Origin of the sequence: Paenibacillus sp. FSL K6-1558, assembly GCF_038002565.1 — a bacterium.
Lineage (GTDB): Bacteria > Bacillota > Bacilli > Paenibacillales > Paenibacillaceae > Paenibacillus > Paenibacillus polysaccharolyticus.
Map to the genome: position 1 here is coordinate 5609044 of NZ_JBBOCV010000001.1, position 14716 is coordinate 5623759.

Below are 14716 nucleotides of genomic sequence, written 5' to 3' on the forward strand. Positions count from 1 at the left end.
AAACTTATTATCAAACGTATTATACAATCTCTAAGGAGGAAAGCCCAAATGACAACCAATAAAGGAACACGGCGAACATGCGAGAAGGGACATACATTTTTTAAAAAGAGTGATTGTTCGACTTGTCCCAAGTGTGAGGCGGAGCGGAAACCGAAAGAGGGATTTATGAGCCTGCTATCTGCTCCGGTAAGACGTGCACTGGAAGCAGAAGATATTACGACATTACCAAGACTTGCTGAATATACGGAAAAAGAAATTCTGAAACTGCACGGTATAGGGCCATCGTCCATGCCTATACTGCGTAAATCGCTGGAGGAAGAGGGATTGTCCTTTAAGGTATGACTTTAATCTTTGATTTCAAGCTTTTTTGATCGTTTTCCTCATTCCTCAGCTCATGTGAAGCTACTCTATAACAGATAACAGTTCTTCCATCGTGACCTGATACAGCAAGTTCCCCTCACTCAGTAGCAGGCGATCCTGACGAAAATCCTGTCGCGCCTGTTGGAAGGGGCGTTTTTTCTCGTTCAGCAATTGGAACTTCGTTCCTTTGGTGAGGCTGCCAGACTTCTGCATTTTCTTGAAAATAAATGTTCCATGCTTCCCGTACCCGGCATCAAACAGGAAGTGATATCCATCCGTACAGAAACCGGAGGAACCTGATATATTTGGATTCAGGAAGTTCATTCGAGCAGACTCCGGTTTGAATCCTCCCGAAATACAACCAAGTGAAAAGTCACTATAATAGTAGAACCAGACTTCTTCCTCGTTCACCACATTGAGTGCGTAACAGTCAGCAATGTCTGCACTGTTATTTTTATAGAGCACATTCCCGTATGCATCCCAAGCGAGCAATCCACTCGCCCCAACGGGCTGATCCCAGCCATAGTTACCAAAGATACCTTCATCGAAGTAACTCGTCCAGATCGTTCCATGCTTCGTCACCTGTACACTCTGAATCCCATCCCCGAGCAAAAATTCTCGAATCGTCGTGCCTTCCATATCACATACTTTGGCGTTCAGATCAAATTGATCGTTTCCATAATAGGTGCAGCGCGCACCAACGAGCAGAAGATGTTCTTGTAAAGGCTGTACATAATGATAGTGAAATTGTTGTCCCCCGATGACAACTTCCTGGACATATTGATCCGATACAATCAGCACTTTGTACGTGTATGGCTCCTTTAGTTTGGTTTGCACGAACATACCTTTTCTTCGTTCAGGGACTTGATTAATAAGTAGTATATATGCAAGCCCATCGTGTCCCCACTGTACGGAGACGATATCGAAACCTTCGGTATAAACGGAGATATCTGCAAAAGGCAGTAACGTTAATTTTGGATCAGGCATGGCTAAATCCTCCTTATTATAAGTAATCGTAAGCAGCATCGTAGGCTGCTGTTGTTACGTTGAATTATGACATGAGCGGACGGGACGGAACATGGTGTAAGTATAACGAACCTGATAATAGGAGGTAGAAAAAATGAGTATGCCTCATTTCTTCACTGTGGTACAATAAGGAAGCTGTGTAAATTTTTATGGGAGGGACTAAATAGCTTTCAAGTAAGAATAGGAAAGAAACGTATAGAGTATTTATACATATGGAATTGAATAGCGGCAGTTAAAACAGCATAAGAGAAGGACGTGTTAGAAGTGCAACAAGAACCTCGACAAGAACCATTTCAAGAATCAATGATAGAATACCGTCCATTGGGTGTGTCTGGACTCGGAGGCTGGCTGATCCTAATCCAGATTGGTTTGTGGTTCACATTAGTGATGCTCCTTGCACAGATTAGCCAGTCTGTTTTACCCATTTTAAACACAGAGACATGGGAGATTCTAACTTCGAAAGATTCAGGTTATTATCACCCACTTTGGGGTCCAATGATTATTTTTGAGGCGATTTACAACATATTGTTTCTATTATTCACGGTGTATGTCATCGTTGCTTTTTATCGTAAAAAAGCGATGCTTCCACGCCTGATGATTATTTTTTATAGTCTTAGCCTAGTAGTTGGTATGGTGGATTATCTGCTACTTTATCAGATTCCGATAGCAAGGGAGTTAGAAGACGGAAGTTCAGTACGGGACATTGCAAGATCAGCCATTGCTTGTGCGATCTGGATTCCGTATTTTATCAAGTCTGAACGTGTAAAGAACACATTTGTTCGTTAAATGATGAGACAGTGAGAGGTGACAAGAACGCTATGAAGATTTTCCTGGTTCGACATGGTGCAGATGAAGAAGGCTATCGCGGCGGCTGGAGCCAAAGGGGACTCATGGAAGCGGGTGTTATTCAGTCCAGAGCTTTAGGATCGTATCTGTATGAACATAAAGAGCAATATGATATTCATACGGTGATAAGCAGCGATCTACCCCGTGCGGTGCAAACAAGCCAAGCCATTGAAGAGTCATTGGGCATTCGAGGTATACACACACCTGATTGGCGTGAGATGAACAATGGTGACATGGCGGGTATGCTCCATGCGGAAGCGGAGGAAAAGTACCCTGGAGTTTATTTTAATACGCTCAAGATGGACACTGCTTTTCCGGGCGGAGAAAGTCCGACCCATTTTTATACAAGAATACAAAATGCATTCGAGAATCTTTGTGTTCAACTCGAAGAGAAGCGAATCCAATCAAATGTTTTACTGGTGACCCACGGTGGGGTGATTAATGTCCTTTATTATGTGCTCGCTAACAGGGAGTGGAGCAATACGTCCAGTTTTTATCCCATCGACAACACGAGTATTCACACGGTTCAGAACATGAAAAATGGCTGGAGCATATTGGACACGAACAGGATTCCTCATTTAAGATCGTAAAGTAACAGAACTCCAAGGCACCATGTATCAGCGTATACGGTAATCGTTATTGGTGTCGCCGGTTTTATTCGTTTGAAATTATAGAGGTGCAGGAGTTAATTATTTTTATATGGAACGTACATAATGTCATAGCGCCCTTGGAATGTCTTTCGCTATAATCTTCAGGTTATCAGGACGTGGAGGTAACTGGCTGAAAGATAATCAGGGGAGGCGTATGACGATCAGAAACAAATATAAAGCACTTGAACTGGAGACCCCGGGCGTCTATGAGCTGGAAGGGCTAGAGGTTGGAGTGACTTCGAATTGCAATTATAAATGCGACTACTGCTGTGCCTACAATCGAGATGATGGGGAGTGTATCAGCGGTGCAGAGGTTATCCGAATTATTCGTGAGCTTCCACATCTCAAGCGGGTACGCCTGTCAGGCGGCGAGGTGACGCTGAAATATCAGGATTGTCTGGAGATTGTAACGTACTGTGCAGCACATGGCATAGATACACAGCTGAACACCAATGCCAGTCTGTTGACAGAGAAAAGAATCATAGCATTACGGGATGCCGGCTTGTCCAACATCCATATTTCTTTCAACTACACCGATGCGGAATCGTATGCTGCCTACTACCGTGTGCATCCAAGCATGTATGAGAGATTAGAACGTAATATCCGTCTTTGTACGGAGCTGGGTTTGGAAACCGTACTGGAAACGTTGTTGTTCAAAGGCAATCAGGATCATATGCTGGCGATTAGCGATAAAGTATATGACTTGGGTGTGCGTATTCATGAGATTCAGAACAGCATCAAGATGCCACACACCGACTGGAGTCAGATTGTCTCCAAAGAGTCACTGGTTCAATCGGTAACGGCGTTAATCGAACATAAAAAGCCGGATACAACGCTCTATTTTACATGTATGGATCGGTTTGCCGAACAATTGAATCTGCGTGAACAGCCAGGGGTATATTTCTCGAACTGTGTGGATGGTACGAAACAATTACACTTGCATGGTAACGGAGACATTCTGATCTGTGAGCTGTGCCATCCGGTGGTCATTGGTAATATTTATAGTGGTACGTCACTGAAGGATATCTATACGCAGCCACCTGTTGCACTAACGGACTTTCTGGAAAAGCGCCCTTGCCCGGCTTATGATGCTTTATTCACATAAATCCATTCTACTTTGAGGTCTTCTGATTTCCTTTAACGGAAACGGAGGATCTTTTTTGTATTTTAAAGATAAACTCATAGCCATCTTACCTCTTTCATTTCAGATTCATTTAAGTTACCGGTCCTAATATGGCATTAGAACGTAAATGAATCTGGAGAGGTGAATGATACATGATCAAACTCTTTGAAAAAAACAATCGGAAAGACCAACATAGCATTCCTGTTTCCCGAAAAAAACGCAGGTGGCTTACCTTTACCCTTGTGGCTGTCATTGTTATAGGTAGCATTCTGTACAGCCTGGCTGACCGATATTTGATTCGGCATGTACAGGTGGTTGTGGCTGATGATAACACGGTAGCTACTCCTGCAACGGCGAATGCTGGATCTGAGGGAACAGCGAGTACAACCTCTACTACAACGAGTGCAACGGGTGCACATGCAACGTCAGATGACTGGAGTTACAGCAGTGATGATCTAAAGATACAGATTCAGAAGGTGCAGACAGGCTCCGGCTCGGATCAGATTACCTATTATGTAGCTGATGTACAGGCGAAGGACGCGAGCAGTTTGCGAAGTGCGCTGGCGGACAATAGCTTTGGCACCAATATCACGGAGGACACATCGGAGATTGCCGAAGCAAACAACGCGATTTTTGCGATAAACGGTGACTACTACGGATTCCGTGATGATGGTGTCATTATCCGTAATGGCGTGTTATATCGGGACAGCCCGACAAGGGACGCGTTAGCTCTGTTTAATGACGGGACAATCCGAACGTACAATGAAAATGATATTTCTTCTACTGAACTCCTGGCAGAAGGAGTAACGAATACATTATCCTTTGGGCCGATTCTGGTGCAGAACGGTGAAATTACAAGTGATTTCAGTCGTGTGAAAATTGACAATAACTTTGGCAATCGCTCCATTCAGGATGCGAATCCACGAACAGCTATCGGTATGATAGCTCCAAACCACTATGTGTTTGTTGTAGTCGATGGAAGACAGGATGACAGCCGGGGCATGACGCTGGCTGAACTTGCCCAGACGATGAAAGACCTGGGCGCAACCGAGGCTTACAACCTTGACGGCGGAGGTTCTTCCACCATGTATTTTATGGGCAGGGTAGTCAACAATCCTCTGGGACGTAACCAGGAACGTGGCGTAAGTGACATTCTGTATCTAACGGAGGCACAATAATATGACAATCCTTATTCCATCCTATGAACCTGACGTTCGTTTATTGAATCTGGTTATGCAGTTACAGACATTTAAGCTTGGGCCTATTGTGATCGTAGATGATGGCAGCGGGGCTGAATACCGTGGAATTTTCGAGACAGCTGAGGCGTACGGTTGTACAGTGCTGACACATGAGGTCAATCGGGGCAAAGGCCGGGCGCTGAAGACTGGTTTCCAATATATTAGAGAGCATGGCCCCAAAGGCGGAGTTGTATGTGCAGATAGTGACGGGCAGCATCTGCCGCATGATATTCGGAGTATCTTTGAGACACTGCTTGCGCAGACAAGCCCTGGCATTGTATTAGGAAGTCGTCGCTTTACAGGTAAGGTGCCTGTCCGTAGCCGTTTCGGTAACCGTGTTACCCGTACTGTGTTTGCGCTGACAACAGGCAGTAAGGTGTATGATACACAGACGGGACTTCGTGGTTTTCCATATGCGATGCTGGACTGGCTGTGCCAAATTCCCGGAGAACGGTTTGAGTATGAGATGAACATGCTGCTAAACGCACATAAGGAAGGATATGAGATTACAGAAGAATTCATTGATACGGTCTATCTGGACCACAATGAATCCTCCCATTTCCGTCCTTTGGCAGACTCGTTTCGTATCTACATGCCCATTCTGATGTTCAGTACATCTTCTGTCTTATCTGCTCTGATTGATTTTGGATTATTATTCATCATACAGTATTTCACACATAATCTGTTTCTGTCGGTGGTTGCCGCAAGGCTTTGCAGTTCCATGTTCAATTACACTGTGAACCGCAAATATGTTTTCTCCGCAGGTCGGAGTTCCAAGATTCAGCAGTCGTTACCGAAATACTTCTCGCTTGTGTTGTTGGTGCTGTTACTAAACTACGGATTGTTATATTTGTATAATGAACAACTGATCATTCCGCTATTGGCAGCTAAAATTCTGACGGAAATTTCAATCTTTGCGTTCAGCTACTGGGCACAGCGAAGATTTGTATTTTAATTAGCCTAAGGACGCGCGTATCCGTTTTAGTTCTCGATTGTGGCAGCTTGCTCAATGACAAGCGTGTTCAGCAACATGGAAAAGTAATATAAAGAGTGAGCCAACGGGCTCGCTCTTTTTCAATTGAAGCGGTTTCCAAAATATTGGATTATAGGGTACGATGGACATAGGGCTTTACGTGAATGAACCTATGGCAGGAGGTAGATCATGTATCTTCGAAGCGTTGAATTAATGTCAGATAAGATTGAGCAACCTGGGGAATATCCCTTCAGTATCCCGTCGATTCATTCCATGGGGCGACTGGAGTTTAGCAATAACGTTACGTTTTTTGTTGGTGAAAATGGATCTGGAAAATCAACATTGCTGGAAGGCATCGCTCATCAATGTGAATTTAATACCGCCGGAGGCGGGCGGAATAATGTGTTTGAAACACATGCATCTGAGTCCTCACTAGGAGACTATCTAAGACTGGCCTGGTTGCCTAAAATGGCAAACGGTTTCTTCTTGCGATCCGAATCGTTCTATCAATTTGCATCCCATGTCGATGAGATGCCGGAATCGCTTCGATATTATGGCGGACGTTCATTGCATAAGCAATCCCATGGAGAGTCTTTTCTTAACTTGTTCATCAACCGTTTCAGTTCCAAGGGGATTTATCTGCTTGACGAGCCAGAGGCCGCTTTGTCTCCAGCCCGGCAGCTCTCGTTGCTGCGAATTATTCATGACTTGTCGAGTACTTCGCAATTTATCATTGCGACACATTCGCCCATTCTGCTCGGGTATCCGGGGGCCGATATTCTAAGTTTTGACGACGGACATATTCACGAAATTAGGTATGAGGATACAGATCATTATCAGATTACTCGCAGCTTTCTGGAGAATCAGGATCGAATGCTGCATGAATTGTTTAGGGATGATTAACTGGATAACGACAAGCAGAAATACGAATTAAACCATTGGATATTAGAAGGAGAGATCGGATGAAAACAGGATTGTTAATTGTGGATATGCAAGAGAGCATTGTGCGTCAAAAGATGGATCAGAAGGCCATAGACCATGCCTGCGAATATATCAATCATGTCGCGAACGTACTTCGCTCCAATGACCATGTGGTCGTGCATATTCAAGATGTGGAAGGCATGGAGGGAGCAGAACCCGAGCAATATCAGGTCATTTCAGAGATTGATGTGGATGGGGAAGATATTACGATCACCAAAGAGAGTTCCAATGCATTCTGGCAAACCAATCTGGAGCAGACGCTCAAAGATTTAGGCGTTGAACTGCTCATCGTATCCGGTTTTGCCGCAGAAGAGTGTGTCCTGTTCACATACAATGGTGCCATGGAGCGCGGATTCAGACCCGTGATGCTCCAGAACGGTGTTCTTAGCACATATTCAGATGCCGTAGCTTCAGCCTACAGGGATCGCAACGTAATCTCGTACCCGGTGGTTGATTACTTGATTGGATCGCGGATGTCATAAACGGAGGTTACTGTTCATCAAAATGCTGATTTTATTCTCGAAGGGGGAAAAGCAGGATGGATGGATACTACATTGCTTTATTAATCGTACTTTCTTGCACGGGGCTGATCTGGACGGTCAAAGGCATTAAGAAAAAGCTGCGTCTGATGGTGTTTTTCGGTGTCATTCTGATGCTGGCACCTATACTAATCATTATGGGCTGGATGACATGGTTACCGCTTGTAAGCTCCGTTGCTCTTGTTGCTTCTTTGTTTGTGCGGAAAGAGGCAAGGAGACAGCATGAGTGACCCTGTTACTGGGAGGAAGTCATAATGCCAAATCATCAATTTGTTGTTGAAGATCAAACCGTTCTCAAAGAAAACTTGATGGATGCTTACTCTTGGGACTCTGATGGAAAGGTATATAAACGTGGACTTGGGGTAGTAGAGCAGGCTGTGTTTGAGGATGAATTTATATCTTACATCCATGATACTCTTCGTTGGTTAGACACATGGAATCCGAGTACTGATACAAGACATACAGGACTGAATGTACATGGGATAACCGTTATTGTTGGGCAGGATATCCTGTTGAAGCTTGAGCAAATTATACGATCATGGAATGAGTTACTTAGCCTTGCTCCTGACCCGATTGTTCTTACAGGGAATTATTGCATCGATGTAACGACGGGGAAGAGATGCGATGAGAAGCTTGTGTATGACAAAACCGATTTAATAGATCAATTGAGCAAGCTTGCTGTCATGACAAAGTATGCTGCAGAGACCGGACGTTGTATTATACATTTTGGCGTATAACGATCTGTTGAAAGAGGGGAACAATGACTAGACGTATTATCGTAACAGGCGGCGCTATTATTCGAGACCATGCAGGGAAAATTTTGCTTCAACGAAGATCGGATTACGGAGATTGGGGATTACCTGGGGGCGGTATGGAAGCGGGTGAACAGATCGAAGAGACGATGATCAGGGAAGTGAAAGAGGAAACGGGCTTGGAGGTGATTTCTTACGAATTGGCCGCGATATACACGGGTGAAAGAATGAACTATACATATCCTGACGGGAATGAAGTCGTTTTTGTCATGTTTTTGTTTAATGTTACTGCAGAGTTGGCTGGACGCATGGCCGCGGATCATAGAACGCTTTTGTTTGAAGATGAACAAAGAGAATCGCTGCAGCTTGTGTTTCATCAGCTGGATGAGATCGATTTGTCAGTCATCAACAAGGTTCAGCAGCCTGTATTTATCGACCTGATGAAAGGTGAAGCTACGCTGCTTCGTCATTGAAATCATAACATCTCTGGATAAAAGGAGGGCTTTGCTTGCCTTGGCCAATGGTTCATTTTGCAGTTGCATCTGAAATCGTACTGCATTCATCTCCATCATTCTTACTGGGAAGCCTAGCACCGGATTCCATTCATGTGAGAACGAACATACGCAGTGAAAAGGCAAAAACGCACCTCATGGCTGTAGAGCATGAATTTCCTACAGATACTGATTTTCAGCATGGTATTGAATCAAACAGACAACGGATGCAGCAAGACCACCAATTTGCGCAATACCTATGCGGTTACATCGCCCATATATACACTGATCGAGAGTGGACATATCAGATTTATCCACCTTACGAAGCTGACCCGAATGGACGAAGTGTGTACACCCATGATGTGAAAAAGCTGGAGTTTAGAATCCTGCGTGAATACGTCGGTGCTTACGGATGGTTAGATCAGTTGATGACAGCAAAAGCATATGAGTTTGGCGGTCTGTCAGTACATGAGGTGTACGAGTACAGGGGAGAAAAGTTGGATTTCCTCATGAACCAGAACGAGCCTGCGGATGATTTCCATGTGTTGACGATGGACAGTATATCAACTTTTATCCAGAAGACCGCCTTGAATTTGAAAACAAGATTCAAAGAATGGCATGTCTACGAACATCTATAAGTTGAACTATTCATTTATACTTTAACGGAGAGCACAGAAAAAAACTGAAAAAGCGAAGCGGTCGCCTTTATCACCGGATTTTCCCCTATGAAAAAGGGAATTCAGAGAATCTATATAGATTTTTAGCGAGACTGGGAGTGGGAAACAGGATGGGACAAGGTATTTGTTTGGTACCATATGAAGAACAATATCATCAAGATTTAACCCGGTTTACGCTGAAAAATGAACAAATTCACTTTACGGCATTGCCTGCCCAGGTGATTGAAGAGGCTATGATCAATCCGGACAAAGATCCGATCGTTATTTTACATCAGGTTGTGCCTGTAGGGTTCTTTGTTTTACATAAAGGGTCAGAATACGTGGAGCCTGCGGAATCGGATCACAAAATACTCATTCGTGCGCTGTCGATCTCGGAGCAATATCAAGGGAAAGGTTATGCACTGGATGCCATGAAGCAACTGCCTGATTGGGTACGTGAGTTTCACCCTGAGATTGACGAAATCATTCTCGCTGTGAATGAGGCAAATAAGGCTGCATATCAGTTGTATGTAAAATCTGGTTTTCTTGACCTTGGATTGACCCGAATGGGTAGCCGCGGTATTCAGCATATTTTATGCTACAGCATGATAAAAGAGAGGAGCATGTAATGAAGGCTGAGATCAGAAAAGAAGATTTAAAATCCCAAAAACTAAGCTGGCTGTGTATTGAACCGATGCTGCTCTCCGTCCGCGGACAGAGTGTGGAAGCCAAAAAAGAGGTATACATGCGGCTAAACGAAGGGCAACAAGCATTATACCTGTTTTATTCCTATCACAATCACACCATAAGTCTGTCAGAGTTTTATTGGTTCTCAGCGTATAATATTATTGATCTGCGTAGCTGGAGCGGGATCAGGAAAGGCATGCAATTTTTTGATTTGAATGAGATGATTGATGTACTGGACGAGATAGAAGCTCTTATAACGGATGTAAAAAAATCCGGAGAAACATGGCACGAAGTATCGCCAACCGATTTGGAACATGACCCTCAGTTGCTTCAGCAGACGGAGCGTTTATACGCAGCATATCGGCAGGCTTCACAGCAAGCGATCATAACGATGAATGAGTGGGTACGGCAGCATCAGGATTTGGTTTTAGAGGTTAAGGCAGAGGCATAGAAAAACGAGCAAAAGATCGTAAAACTACTCTGAAGAGTAGTTTTTTTGTTTTTAATGCAACACAACTACGGGTTCATGCAACAAAACGCAAAGTAGTGGGAAGTGTCTTTTCAGATATGTAATATGAGTGGTGAGAGGAGGGCAACGTGTGAAAGTTATGTTTGAGGAAAATCAGGAGATGCAGCCTAACGAGGCCAAAATAGTAACTCATCCTGCAGAGAAGTCAAAGTGGGATCGTATTCGGGAAGCGATTGGTCAATCCGAGACGGAACTGATCGTGATCCAGGCGAAAAACAATCGTCAGGTGAGGATTAAACTTAGCAGCGTCATTGCCATTGAATCGGAAAATCGCATGTGCGGGGTGCGTGTCGTCACAGGAGAGAGATATTTGCTTAACCAACGTCTGAAATATGTGGAAAAAGATTTTCAAGATACTTCATTCGTACGAATCAACAATCAGACGATGATTAACACCACACATATCAGCAACTTTTCAGCTGCCGAACATGCCAGAATTCAGGTTAATCTGACCGATGGCTCCAGCTACTCCGTCAGTCGGTTTTATATTCAAAACTTTAGGAGGAAACTATCATGATCAATCAGCTTAAACAATCATTTTTTCAGGTATTTACGGTCACGACACTTTGGGTCATCCTACTGCTGACGCTGTTCTACCGCGATCAGCCCATTCAAATGGTGTATTTGTGGAACATTGCAGGCATCTCCCTTATTGCGGCTCTATTGTTTGGAGTGATGTACAGCGCACTGTGGAATCATCTTACGTTGAAGCCGATATGGAACATCGTTATTTCTTCTACATGTAACATTGCCGGAGGCATGGGCATCATTTGGTTGTTTTCCAGAGAGATGTTTGAGCTAATTGCGCCTTGGTTCCCGGGAATGTGGCTTCTATCAATCGTGTTGCATGTTATTGCGTTTTATTTTTATGCTAGAATGGATAGCAGGAAAAAAGCGGAAGAATTAAACGACATTCTGAAGTAAGTCAGGTGAACAGCTATGAATGAAGATGAGCTTTTGCAAGTATACGGAATAGAGCCTGACAAGGAACAGCGGGAGTCCATTCGTAGGCTGCTGCAACAAGAGATGGAGAATCAGAAAATAGAGGATCATGAGGTATTGAAACTGCTGTGCATCATGTTGTTTGCTATCGGTAGCGTAGAGGACACAGAGCTGATCTGGCAAGCCAAACGAAAAAATCAGGACGCAGGCAGTTACATTGATGTGCAGCTGCTTTGCGGTGCAGGCTTTGAAGAAACAATCGTGTATCTGGAAAAAAAGGGCGGCGAACAAGCGCATGATCAGGTGCTTTATCTCAAGAAGTGCGAGCCGTACGACTTTGTGGATTTTTGCAAAGACGAATGGTTATCAGGATACAGAGGCTATTACGGCATCTGATGCCAAGGATGGAGGGATATGGTGAAGCAGGAGAGTGCTATACACGTACAGAAGCAACTGTGTGAGAAATACCATGCAGACTATGTTCCGAGTGAACCCCACCTGAAGGTAGGGATTGCCTGGAACGTAAAGGAGAAACGCGAGCCTATCCATGGGATGCGAATTCAGCCAGAAGGCGATACGACGGGCTGGTACATATGGGCCGAGGAATATTCGGCAGCTGATGATTTCTTTGTACCGCTACATGTTGCTCATATCGATGAATGGGATGCGAAGATTAGTCGATATCTCGGACTTGCTCCGGGATGGAGGTTCCTGATTGCCGAGGATTATGAGGATGTATGGTTTGATGAAGGTTTGCTTAATAGATAAGAAAGAGGTAAAGATGTATTTGATTTGCGTTTAACATGATATGAAGATTTATGAAATGAGGCCAGCAAAGATGGTAATGCAGCATAGGAACACCGATATCTTTTGAAAGATGAGGATGGGAAGGAGCTCCAAGTTAAGGGTACAGGAATATTAAATAGGTTTGTAAATAAATAATTGAGCTAGCGCGCTTGCATATAGCATGGATATCCATGCAGGCAGCGTGTTTTTTTATGTCAGGAGGGAATGTAGTATGAAAGTGGATGTGTTTCCACAGCATTCGCAAATCCCACATTATGGGTTATGATGTATCTGGGAGAAAATTTACAGCGACAGGAAGTCATGGGTTGAAAACGAACTGGGAGTGAAGTGGAATGATCCGTAAGTTAGCTGTGTTCCTGGTGATGAGTTGGAAATGGTCAAACTAATGAATGCGCGTACACGTTACTTATATGAACAGGATGAAAAGGGAATAAGAGCCTCTTTGCGCCGGAAGCCCCAATCTCCGGCATGCCGAATTATACATTCTGTAAAATCACTTCCATGGGTGACATTATGATTACAGAACAAAAAAGCTCTATCAAGGTGTTGTGATCATTACGGAATTGAAAGAAGGGACAGAACGTGGTGCAGAAGACATTATTTGAACTTGTGAATGAGGTGCAGGATGAAGCCACTTTTATTGCTTTCCTAAGTGCTTTAAGTAAGGATCGACACACCTGTGCCGATGAATGGCAACATGATTCGATCGAATCATTTTTGGAAGCTGCAGCAGATTGGGGGCAGGAATCCATTAAGGGATTAACGCATTATGAGAAGCCTGATAACCCTTGGAAGCGATGTGCTCAGATGATGTACATGGGAAAAATTTATGAGTAATTGGTGAACTATAGGGCAACTAAGAATGATACATAACGGAGGTTATATAAGATGATGGAATTTGTAGAGATAGGTTTGATTGTTGTAACGGTAATGTTATTCGTCCTAGGTGCGATTAGTAAACGTAAATCATTCATCAGTTGGGGGGGCGCAAGCCTCCTTCTACTAGTCGTGTTGTTTATTCCGTCGTTTGTGAACGGATTTCAGAATGGATTTGTTGAAGGATGGACGGCTCGATGACTGATTCGGTGAACAGAAATATATCGTATTTGCAAGACAACAGCCGATTTAACTTTCGTGTTGCCGGTATTGTGATGGATGCGGACAGAGTTCTTTTACACCAGGCGAAGCAGGATGATTTCTGGAACTTGCCTGGCGGGCAAGTGGAGATGAATGAATCAACAGGGGATGCGATTCGGCGAGAGATGATGGAGGAGCTGGGTGTACCTATCCGGGTAGAGAGGTTGGCATTTGTTTGCGAAGATTTTTATGAATACGATGGTAAGGAGATGCATGAAATGGGATTCTATTATGTGATCTCTTTGCCCGGAGGGCATTCCTTCTATAATGAACGCGAATTCAAGGGTGTGGAGCAAGATGGCAAATTAACGTTTCGCTGGTTTCCCATCCAAGAGACAGAGCAGATGGAGATTTATCCTGTTTTTTTGCGAAAAGAATTTGTTAATCTTCGTGATTCAAGTAGCATAAGACACTTCATTCAGAAATAGAGGGGTACCGAGTGGATATTACATTTATTCGTCATGGTCACGCGGAGCATTTGTTGAATTATCCGAAGGAGCTTAACCGATTACACCCGGGGTTGACTGAACAGGGAAAAAAACAAATCGTTTCCTTACGTAAAAACATCAACATAATGCCTCACGATACTATTGTGGTAAGTCCTACTAAACGTACTCTTGAAACGGTAGAACTATTAATGACGAATGAGCATAATGGGGCTGTAATTAGTCCTCTAGTCGGCCCTAGAATGTATCCTCAAGATCCGAATGGCAGAACTCAGCTTGCTATACCCAGATAAGCAATACATAGATGTTGGATTAGAAGCCTGGGAAGAAAGTATAAATCAGATGAATACACAACAGTTCACACGACTAGCAGAGCAACTCTTGGCTTGGTGCAGAAAACAGACGGGGCATACGTTCATCGTGTCACACGACGGTACGATCACGAATTACAGAATGATGTTAGGTGAGCATGATCTAACCAGAGATGATTTTCTTGGAGAGGCAGGGTACTACACTGTTCGTGATGTTTAGCT

24 protein-coding genes are annotated in these 14716 nt (G+C 43.8%); 23 read left to right on the forward strand and 1 reads right to left on the reverse strand.

The features are described 5' to 3' along the window. Window positions 1-48 precede the first annotated feature (48 nt). A complete protein-coding gene (locus tag MHI38_RS24280) occupies window positions 49-342 on the forward strand; it encodes an RNA polymerase alpha subunit C-terminal domain-containing protein (RefSeq protein WP_154887097.1) in 294 nt (97 codons plus the stop codon). Between the two features lie 60 nt (window positions 343-402). Here MHI38_RS24280 and MHI38_RS24285 read toward each other — a convergent pair whose 3' ends face one another. Continuing rightward, window positions 403-1347 carry a hypothetical protein gene (locus MHI38_RS24285; protein WP_154887095.1) on the reverse strand — a complete coding sequence of 315 codons (945 nt, stop codon included), beginning with the start codon at window positions 1345-1347 and terminating at the stop codon, window positions 403-405. A 342-nt stretch (window positions 1348-1689) separates the two neighbouring features. On the opposite strand from MHI38_RS24285, the gene MHI38_RS24290 reads away from it, so the two are divergent. From MHI38_RS24290 to MHI38_RS24395, 22 genes are all read left to right on the forward strand, one after another. Beyond that, the gene (locus MHI38_RS24290; RefSeq protein WP_341181797.1) at window positions 1690-2172 is read left to right on the forward strand and encodes a DUF2569 domain-containing protein; all 483 of its coding nucleotides are present in this window, start codon (window positions 1690-1692) and stop codon (window positions 2170-2172) included. A gap of 32 nt (window positions 2173-2204) precedes the next feature. Next, the gene (locus MHI38_RS24295) at window positions 2205-2822 is read left to right on the forward strand and encodes a histidine phosphatase family protein (protein WP_341181798.1); all 618 of its coding nucleotides are present in this window, start codon (window positions 2205-2207) and stop codon (window positions 2820-2822) included. 214 nt (window positions 2823-3036) lie between these two features. Then, on the forward strand, window positions 3037-3987 hold the full coding sequence (locus MHI38_RS24300; protein WP_341181799.1) for a radical SAM protein: 951 nt from the start codon (window positions 3037-3039) through the stop codon (window positions 3985-3987). Between the two features lie 170 nt (window positions 3988-4157). Continuing rightward, window positions 4158-5183: a phosphodiester glycosidase family protein gene (locus MHI38_RS24305; RefSeq protein WP_154887087.1), complete on the forward strand. Its 1026-nt coding sequence runs from the start codon at window positions 4158-4160 to the stop codon at window positions 5181-5183. 1 nt (window position 5184) lies between these two features. Next, window positions 5185-6198, forward strand: a complete 1014-nt coding sequence (locus MHI38_RS24310; RefSeq protein ID WP_154887085.1) for a bifunctional glycosyltransferase family 2/GtrA family protein — start codon at window positions 5185-5187, stop codon at window positions 6196-6198. Between the two features lie 207 nt (window positions 6199-6405). Continuing rightward, the gene (locus MHI38_RS24315) at window positions 6406-7119 is read left to right on the forward strand and encodes an AAA family ATPase (protein ID WP_154887082.1); all 714 of its coding nucleotides are present in this window, start codon (window positions 6406-6408) and stop codon (window positions 7117-7119) included. A gap of 59 nt (window positions 7120-7178) precedes the next feature. Further along, the gene (locus MHI38_RS24320) at window positions 7179-7679 is read left to right on the forward strand and encodes a cysteine hydrolase family protein (protein ID WP_308722163.1); all 501 of its coding nucleotides are present in this window, start codon (window positions 7179-7181) and stop codon (window positions 7677-7679) included. A 56-nt stretch (window positions 7680-7735) separates the two neighbouring features. Continuing rightward, window positions 7736-7966, forward strand: a complete 231-nt coding sequence (locus MHI38_RS24325) for a hypothetical protein (RefSeq protein WP_154887078.1) — start codon at window positions 7736-7738, stop codon at window positions 7964-7966. Window positions 7967-7990: 24 nt separating this feature from the next. After that, entirely contained in the window at window positions 7991-8473 is a 483-nt protein-coding gene (locus MHI38_RS24330) for a hypothetical protein (RefSeq protein ID WP_154887076.1), read from the forward strand. A 23-nt stretch (window positions 8474-8496) separates the two neighbouring features. Further along, window positions 8497-8961 (forward strand): NUDIX domain-containing protein, encoded by a 465-nt coding sequence (locus tag MHI38_RS24335; RefSeq protein WP_154887074.1) that lies wholly within the window; start codon window positions 8497-8499, stop codon window positions 8959-8961. Between the two features lie 35 nt (window positions 8962-8996). Beyond that, on the forward strand, window positions 8997-9617 hold the full coding sequence (locus MHI38_RS24340) for a hypothetical protein (protein ID WP_341181800.1): 621 nt from the start codon (window positions 8997-8999) through the stop codon (window positions 9615-9617). Window positions 9618-9766: 149 nt separating this feature from the next. After that, entirely contained in the window at window positions 9767-10264 is a 498-nt protein-coding gene (locus MHI38_RS24345) for a GNAT family N-acetyltransferase (RefSeq protein WP_341181801.1), read from the forward strand. After that, window positions 10264-10773 (forward strand): hypothetical protein, encoded by a 510-nt coding sequence (locus MHI38_RS24350; RefSeq protein ID WP_341181802.1) that lies wholly within the window; start codon window positions 10264-10266, stop codon window positions 10771-10773. Before MHI38_RS24345 ends, MHI38_RS24350 begins: the two co-directional genes overlap by 1 nt. 157 nt (window positions 10774-10930) lie before the next feature. Continuing rightward, on the forward strand, window positions 10931-11368 hold the full coding sequence (locus MHI38_RS24355) for a LytTR family DNA-binding domain-containing protein (RefSeq protein WP_341181955.1): 438 nt from the start codon (window positions 10931-10933) through the stop codon (window positions 11366-11368). Then, complete coding sequence (locus MHI38_RS24360; RefSeq protein ID WP_154982934.1) at window positions 11365-11775, forward strand: hypothetical protein; 411 nt, start codon at window positions 11365-11367, stop codon at window positions 11773-11775. Before MHI38_RS24355 ends, MHI38_RS24360 begins: the two co-directional genes overlap by 4 nt. A 15-nt stretch (window positions 11776-11790) precedes the next feature. Further along, window positions 11791-12189: a hypothetical protein gene (locus MHI38_RS24365; RefSeq protein WP_341181803.1), complete on the forward strand. Its 399-nt coding sequence runs from the start codon at window positions 11791-11793 to the stop codon at window positions 12187-12189. A gap of 18 nt (window positions 12190-12207) precedes the next feature. Continuing rightward, window positions 12208-12561, forward strand: coding sequence for an immunity protein Imm33 domain-containing protein (locus MHI38_RS24370; RefSeq protein ID WP_261769181.1), 354 nt, complete (start codon window positions 12208-12210; stop codon window positions 12559-12561). A gap of 621 nt (window positions 12562-13182) precedes the next feature. After that, on the forward strand, window positions 13183-13437 hold the full coding sequence (locus tag MHI38_RS24375) for a DUF7660 family protein (protein WP_341181804.1): 255 nt from the start codon (window positions 13183-13185) through the stop codon (window positions 13435-13437). A 51-nt stretch (window positions 13438-13488) separates the two neighbouring features. Continuing rightward, window positions 13489-13677: a hypothetical protein gene (locus tag MHI38_RS24380; RefSeq protein ID WP_341181805.1), complete on the forward strand. Its 189-nt coding sequence runs from the start codon at window positions 13489-13491 to the stop codon at window positions 13675-13677. Beyond that, complete coding sequence (locus MHI38_RS24385; protein WP_341181806.1) at window positions 13674-14165, forward strand: NUDIX hydrolase; 492 nt, start codon at window positions 13674-13676, stop codon at window positions 14163-14165. Before MHI38_RS24380 ends, MHI38_RS24385 begins: the two co-directional genes overlap by 4 nt. 11 nt (window positions 14166-14176) lie before the next feature. After that, window positions 14177-14476, forward strand: coding sequence for a histidine phosphatase family protein (locus MHI38_RS24390; protein ID WP_341181807.1), 300 nt, complete (start codon window positions 14177-14179; stop codon window positions 14474-14476). 49 nt (window positions 14477-14525) lie between these two features. Beyond that, complete coding sequence (locus tag MHI38_RS24395; protein ID WP_341181808.1) at window positions 14526-14714, forward strand: hypothetical protein; 189 nt, start codon at window positions 14526-14528, stop codon at window positions 14712-14714. The last annotated feature ends 2 nt before the right edge of the window (window positions 14715-14716 follow it).

Bases quoted from the DNA above. Each gene is read 5' to 3' on its own strand.
- MHI38_RS24300 (WP_341181799.1), top strand. From the start codon at position 3,037: ATGACGATCAGAAACAAATATAAAGCACTTGAACTGGAGACCCCGGGC.
- MHI38_RS24350 (WP_341181802.1), top strand. From the start codon at position 10,264: ATGAAGGCTGAGATCAGAAAAGAAGATTTAAAATCCCAAAAACTAAGC.
- MHI38_RS24325 (WP_154887078.1), top strand. From the start codon at position 7,736: ATGGATGGATACTACATTGCTTTATTAATCGTACTTTCTTGCACGGGG.
- MHI38_RS24355 (WP_341181955.1), top strand. From the start codon at position 10,931: ATGTTTGAGGAAAATCAGGAGATGCAGCCTAACGAGGCCAAAATAGTA.
- MHI38_RS24320 (WP_308722163.1), top strand. From the start codon at position 7,179: ATGAAAACAGGATTGTTAATTGTGGATATGCAAGAGAGCATTGTGCGT.
- MHI38_RS24385 (WP_341181806.1), top strand. From the start codon at position 13,674: ATGACTGATTCGGTGAACAGAAATATATCGTATTTGCAAGACAACAGC.
- MHI38_RS24280 (WP_154887097.1), top strand. From the start codon at position 49: ATGACAACCAATAAAGGAACACGGCGAACATGCGAGAAGGGACATACA.
- MHI38_RS24310 (WP_154887085.1), top strand. From the start codon at position 5,185: ATGACAATCCTTATTCCATCCTATGAACCTGACGTTCGTTTATTGAAT.
- MHI38_RS24395 (WP_341181808.1), top strand. From the start codon at position 14,526: ATGAATACACAACAGTTCACACGACTAGCAGAGCAACTCTTGGCTTGG.
- MHI38_RS24380 (WP_341181805.1), top strand. From the start codon at position 13,489: ATGATGGAATTTGTAGAGATAGGTTTGATTGTTGTAACGGTAATGTTA.
- MHI38_RS24370 (WP_261769181.1), top strand. From the start codon at position 12,208: ATGGTGAAGCAGGAGAGTGCTATACACGTACAGAAGCAACTGTGTGAG.
- MHI38_RS24285 (WP_154887095.1), bottom strand. From the start codon at position 1,347: ATGCCTGATCCAAAATTAACGTTACTGCCTTTTGCAGATATCTCCGTT.
- MHI38_RS24295 (WP_341181798.1), top strand. From the start codon at position 2,205: ATGAAGATTTTCCTGGTTCGACATGGTGCAGATGAAGAAGGCTATCGC.
- MHI38_RS24315 (WP_154887082.1), top strand. From the start codon at position 6,406: ATGTATCTTCGAAGCGTTGAATTAATGTCAGATAAGATTGAGCAACCT.
- MHI38_RS24305 (WP_154887087.1), top strand. From the start codon at position 4,158: ATGATCAAACTCTTTGAAAAAAACAATCGGAAAGACCAACATAGCATT.
- MHI38_RS24345 (WP_341181801.1), top strand. From the start codon at position 9,767: ATGGGACAAGGTATTTGTTTGGTACCATATGAAGAACAATATCATCAA.
- MHI38_RS24290 (WP_341181797.1), top strand. From the start codon at position 1,690: ATGATAGAATACCGTCCATTGGGTGTGTCTGGACTCGGAGGCTGGCTG.
- MHI38_RS24365 (WP_341181803.1), top strand. From the start codon at position 11,791: ATGAATGAAGATGAGCTTTTGCAAGTATACGGAATAGAGCCTGACAAG.
- MHI38_RS24360 (WP_154982934.1), top strand. From the start codon at position 11,365: ATGATCAATCAGCTTAAACAATCATTTTTTCAGGTATTTACGGTCACG.
- MHI38_RS24330 (WP_154887076.1), top strand. From the start codon at position 7,991: ATGCCAAATCATCAATTTGTTGTTGAAGATCAAACCGTTCTCAAAGAA.
- MHI38_RS24335 (WP_154887074.1), top strand. From the start codon at position 8,497: ATGACTAGACGTATTATCGTAACAGGCGGCGCTATTATTCGAGACCAT.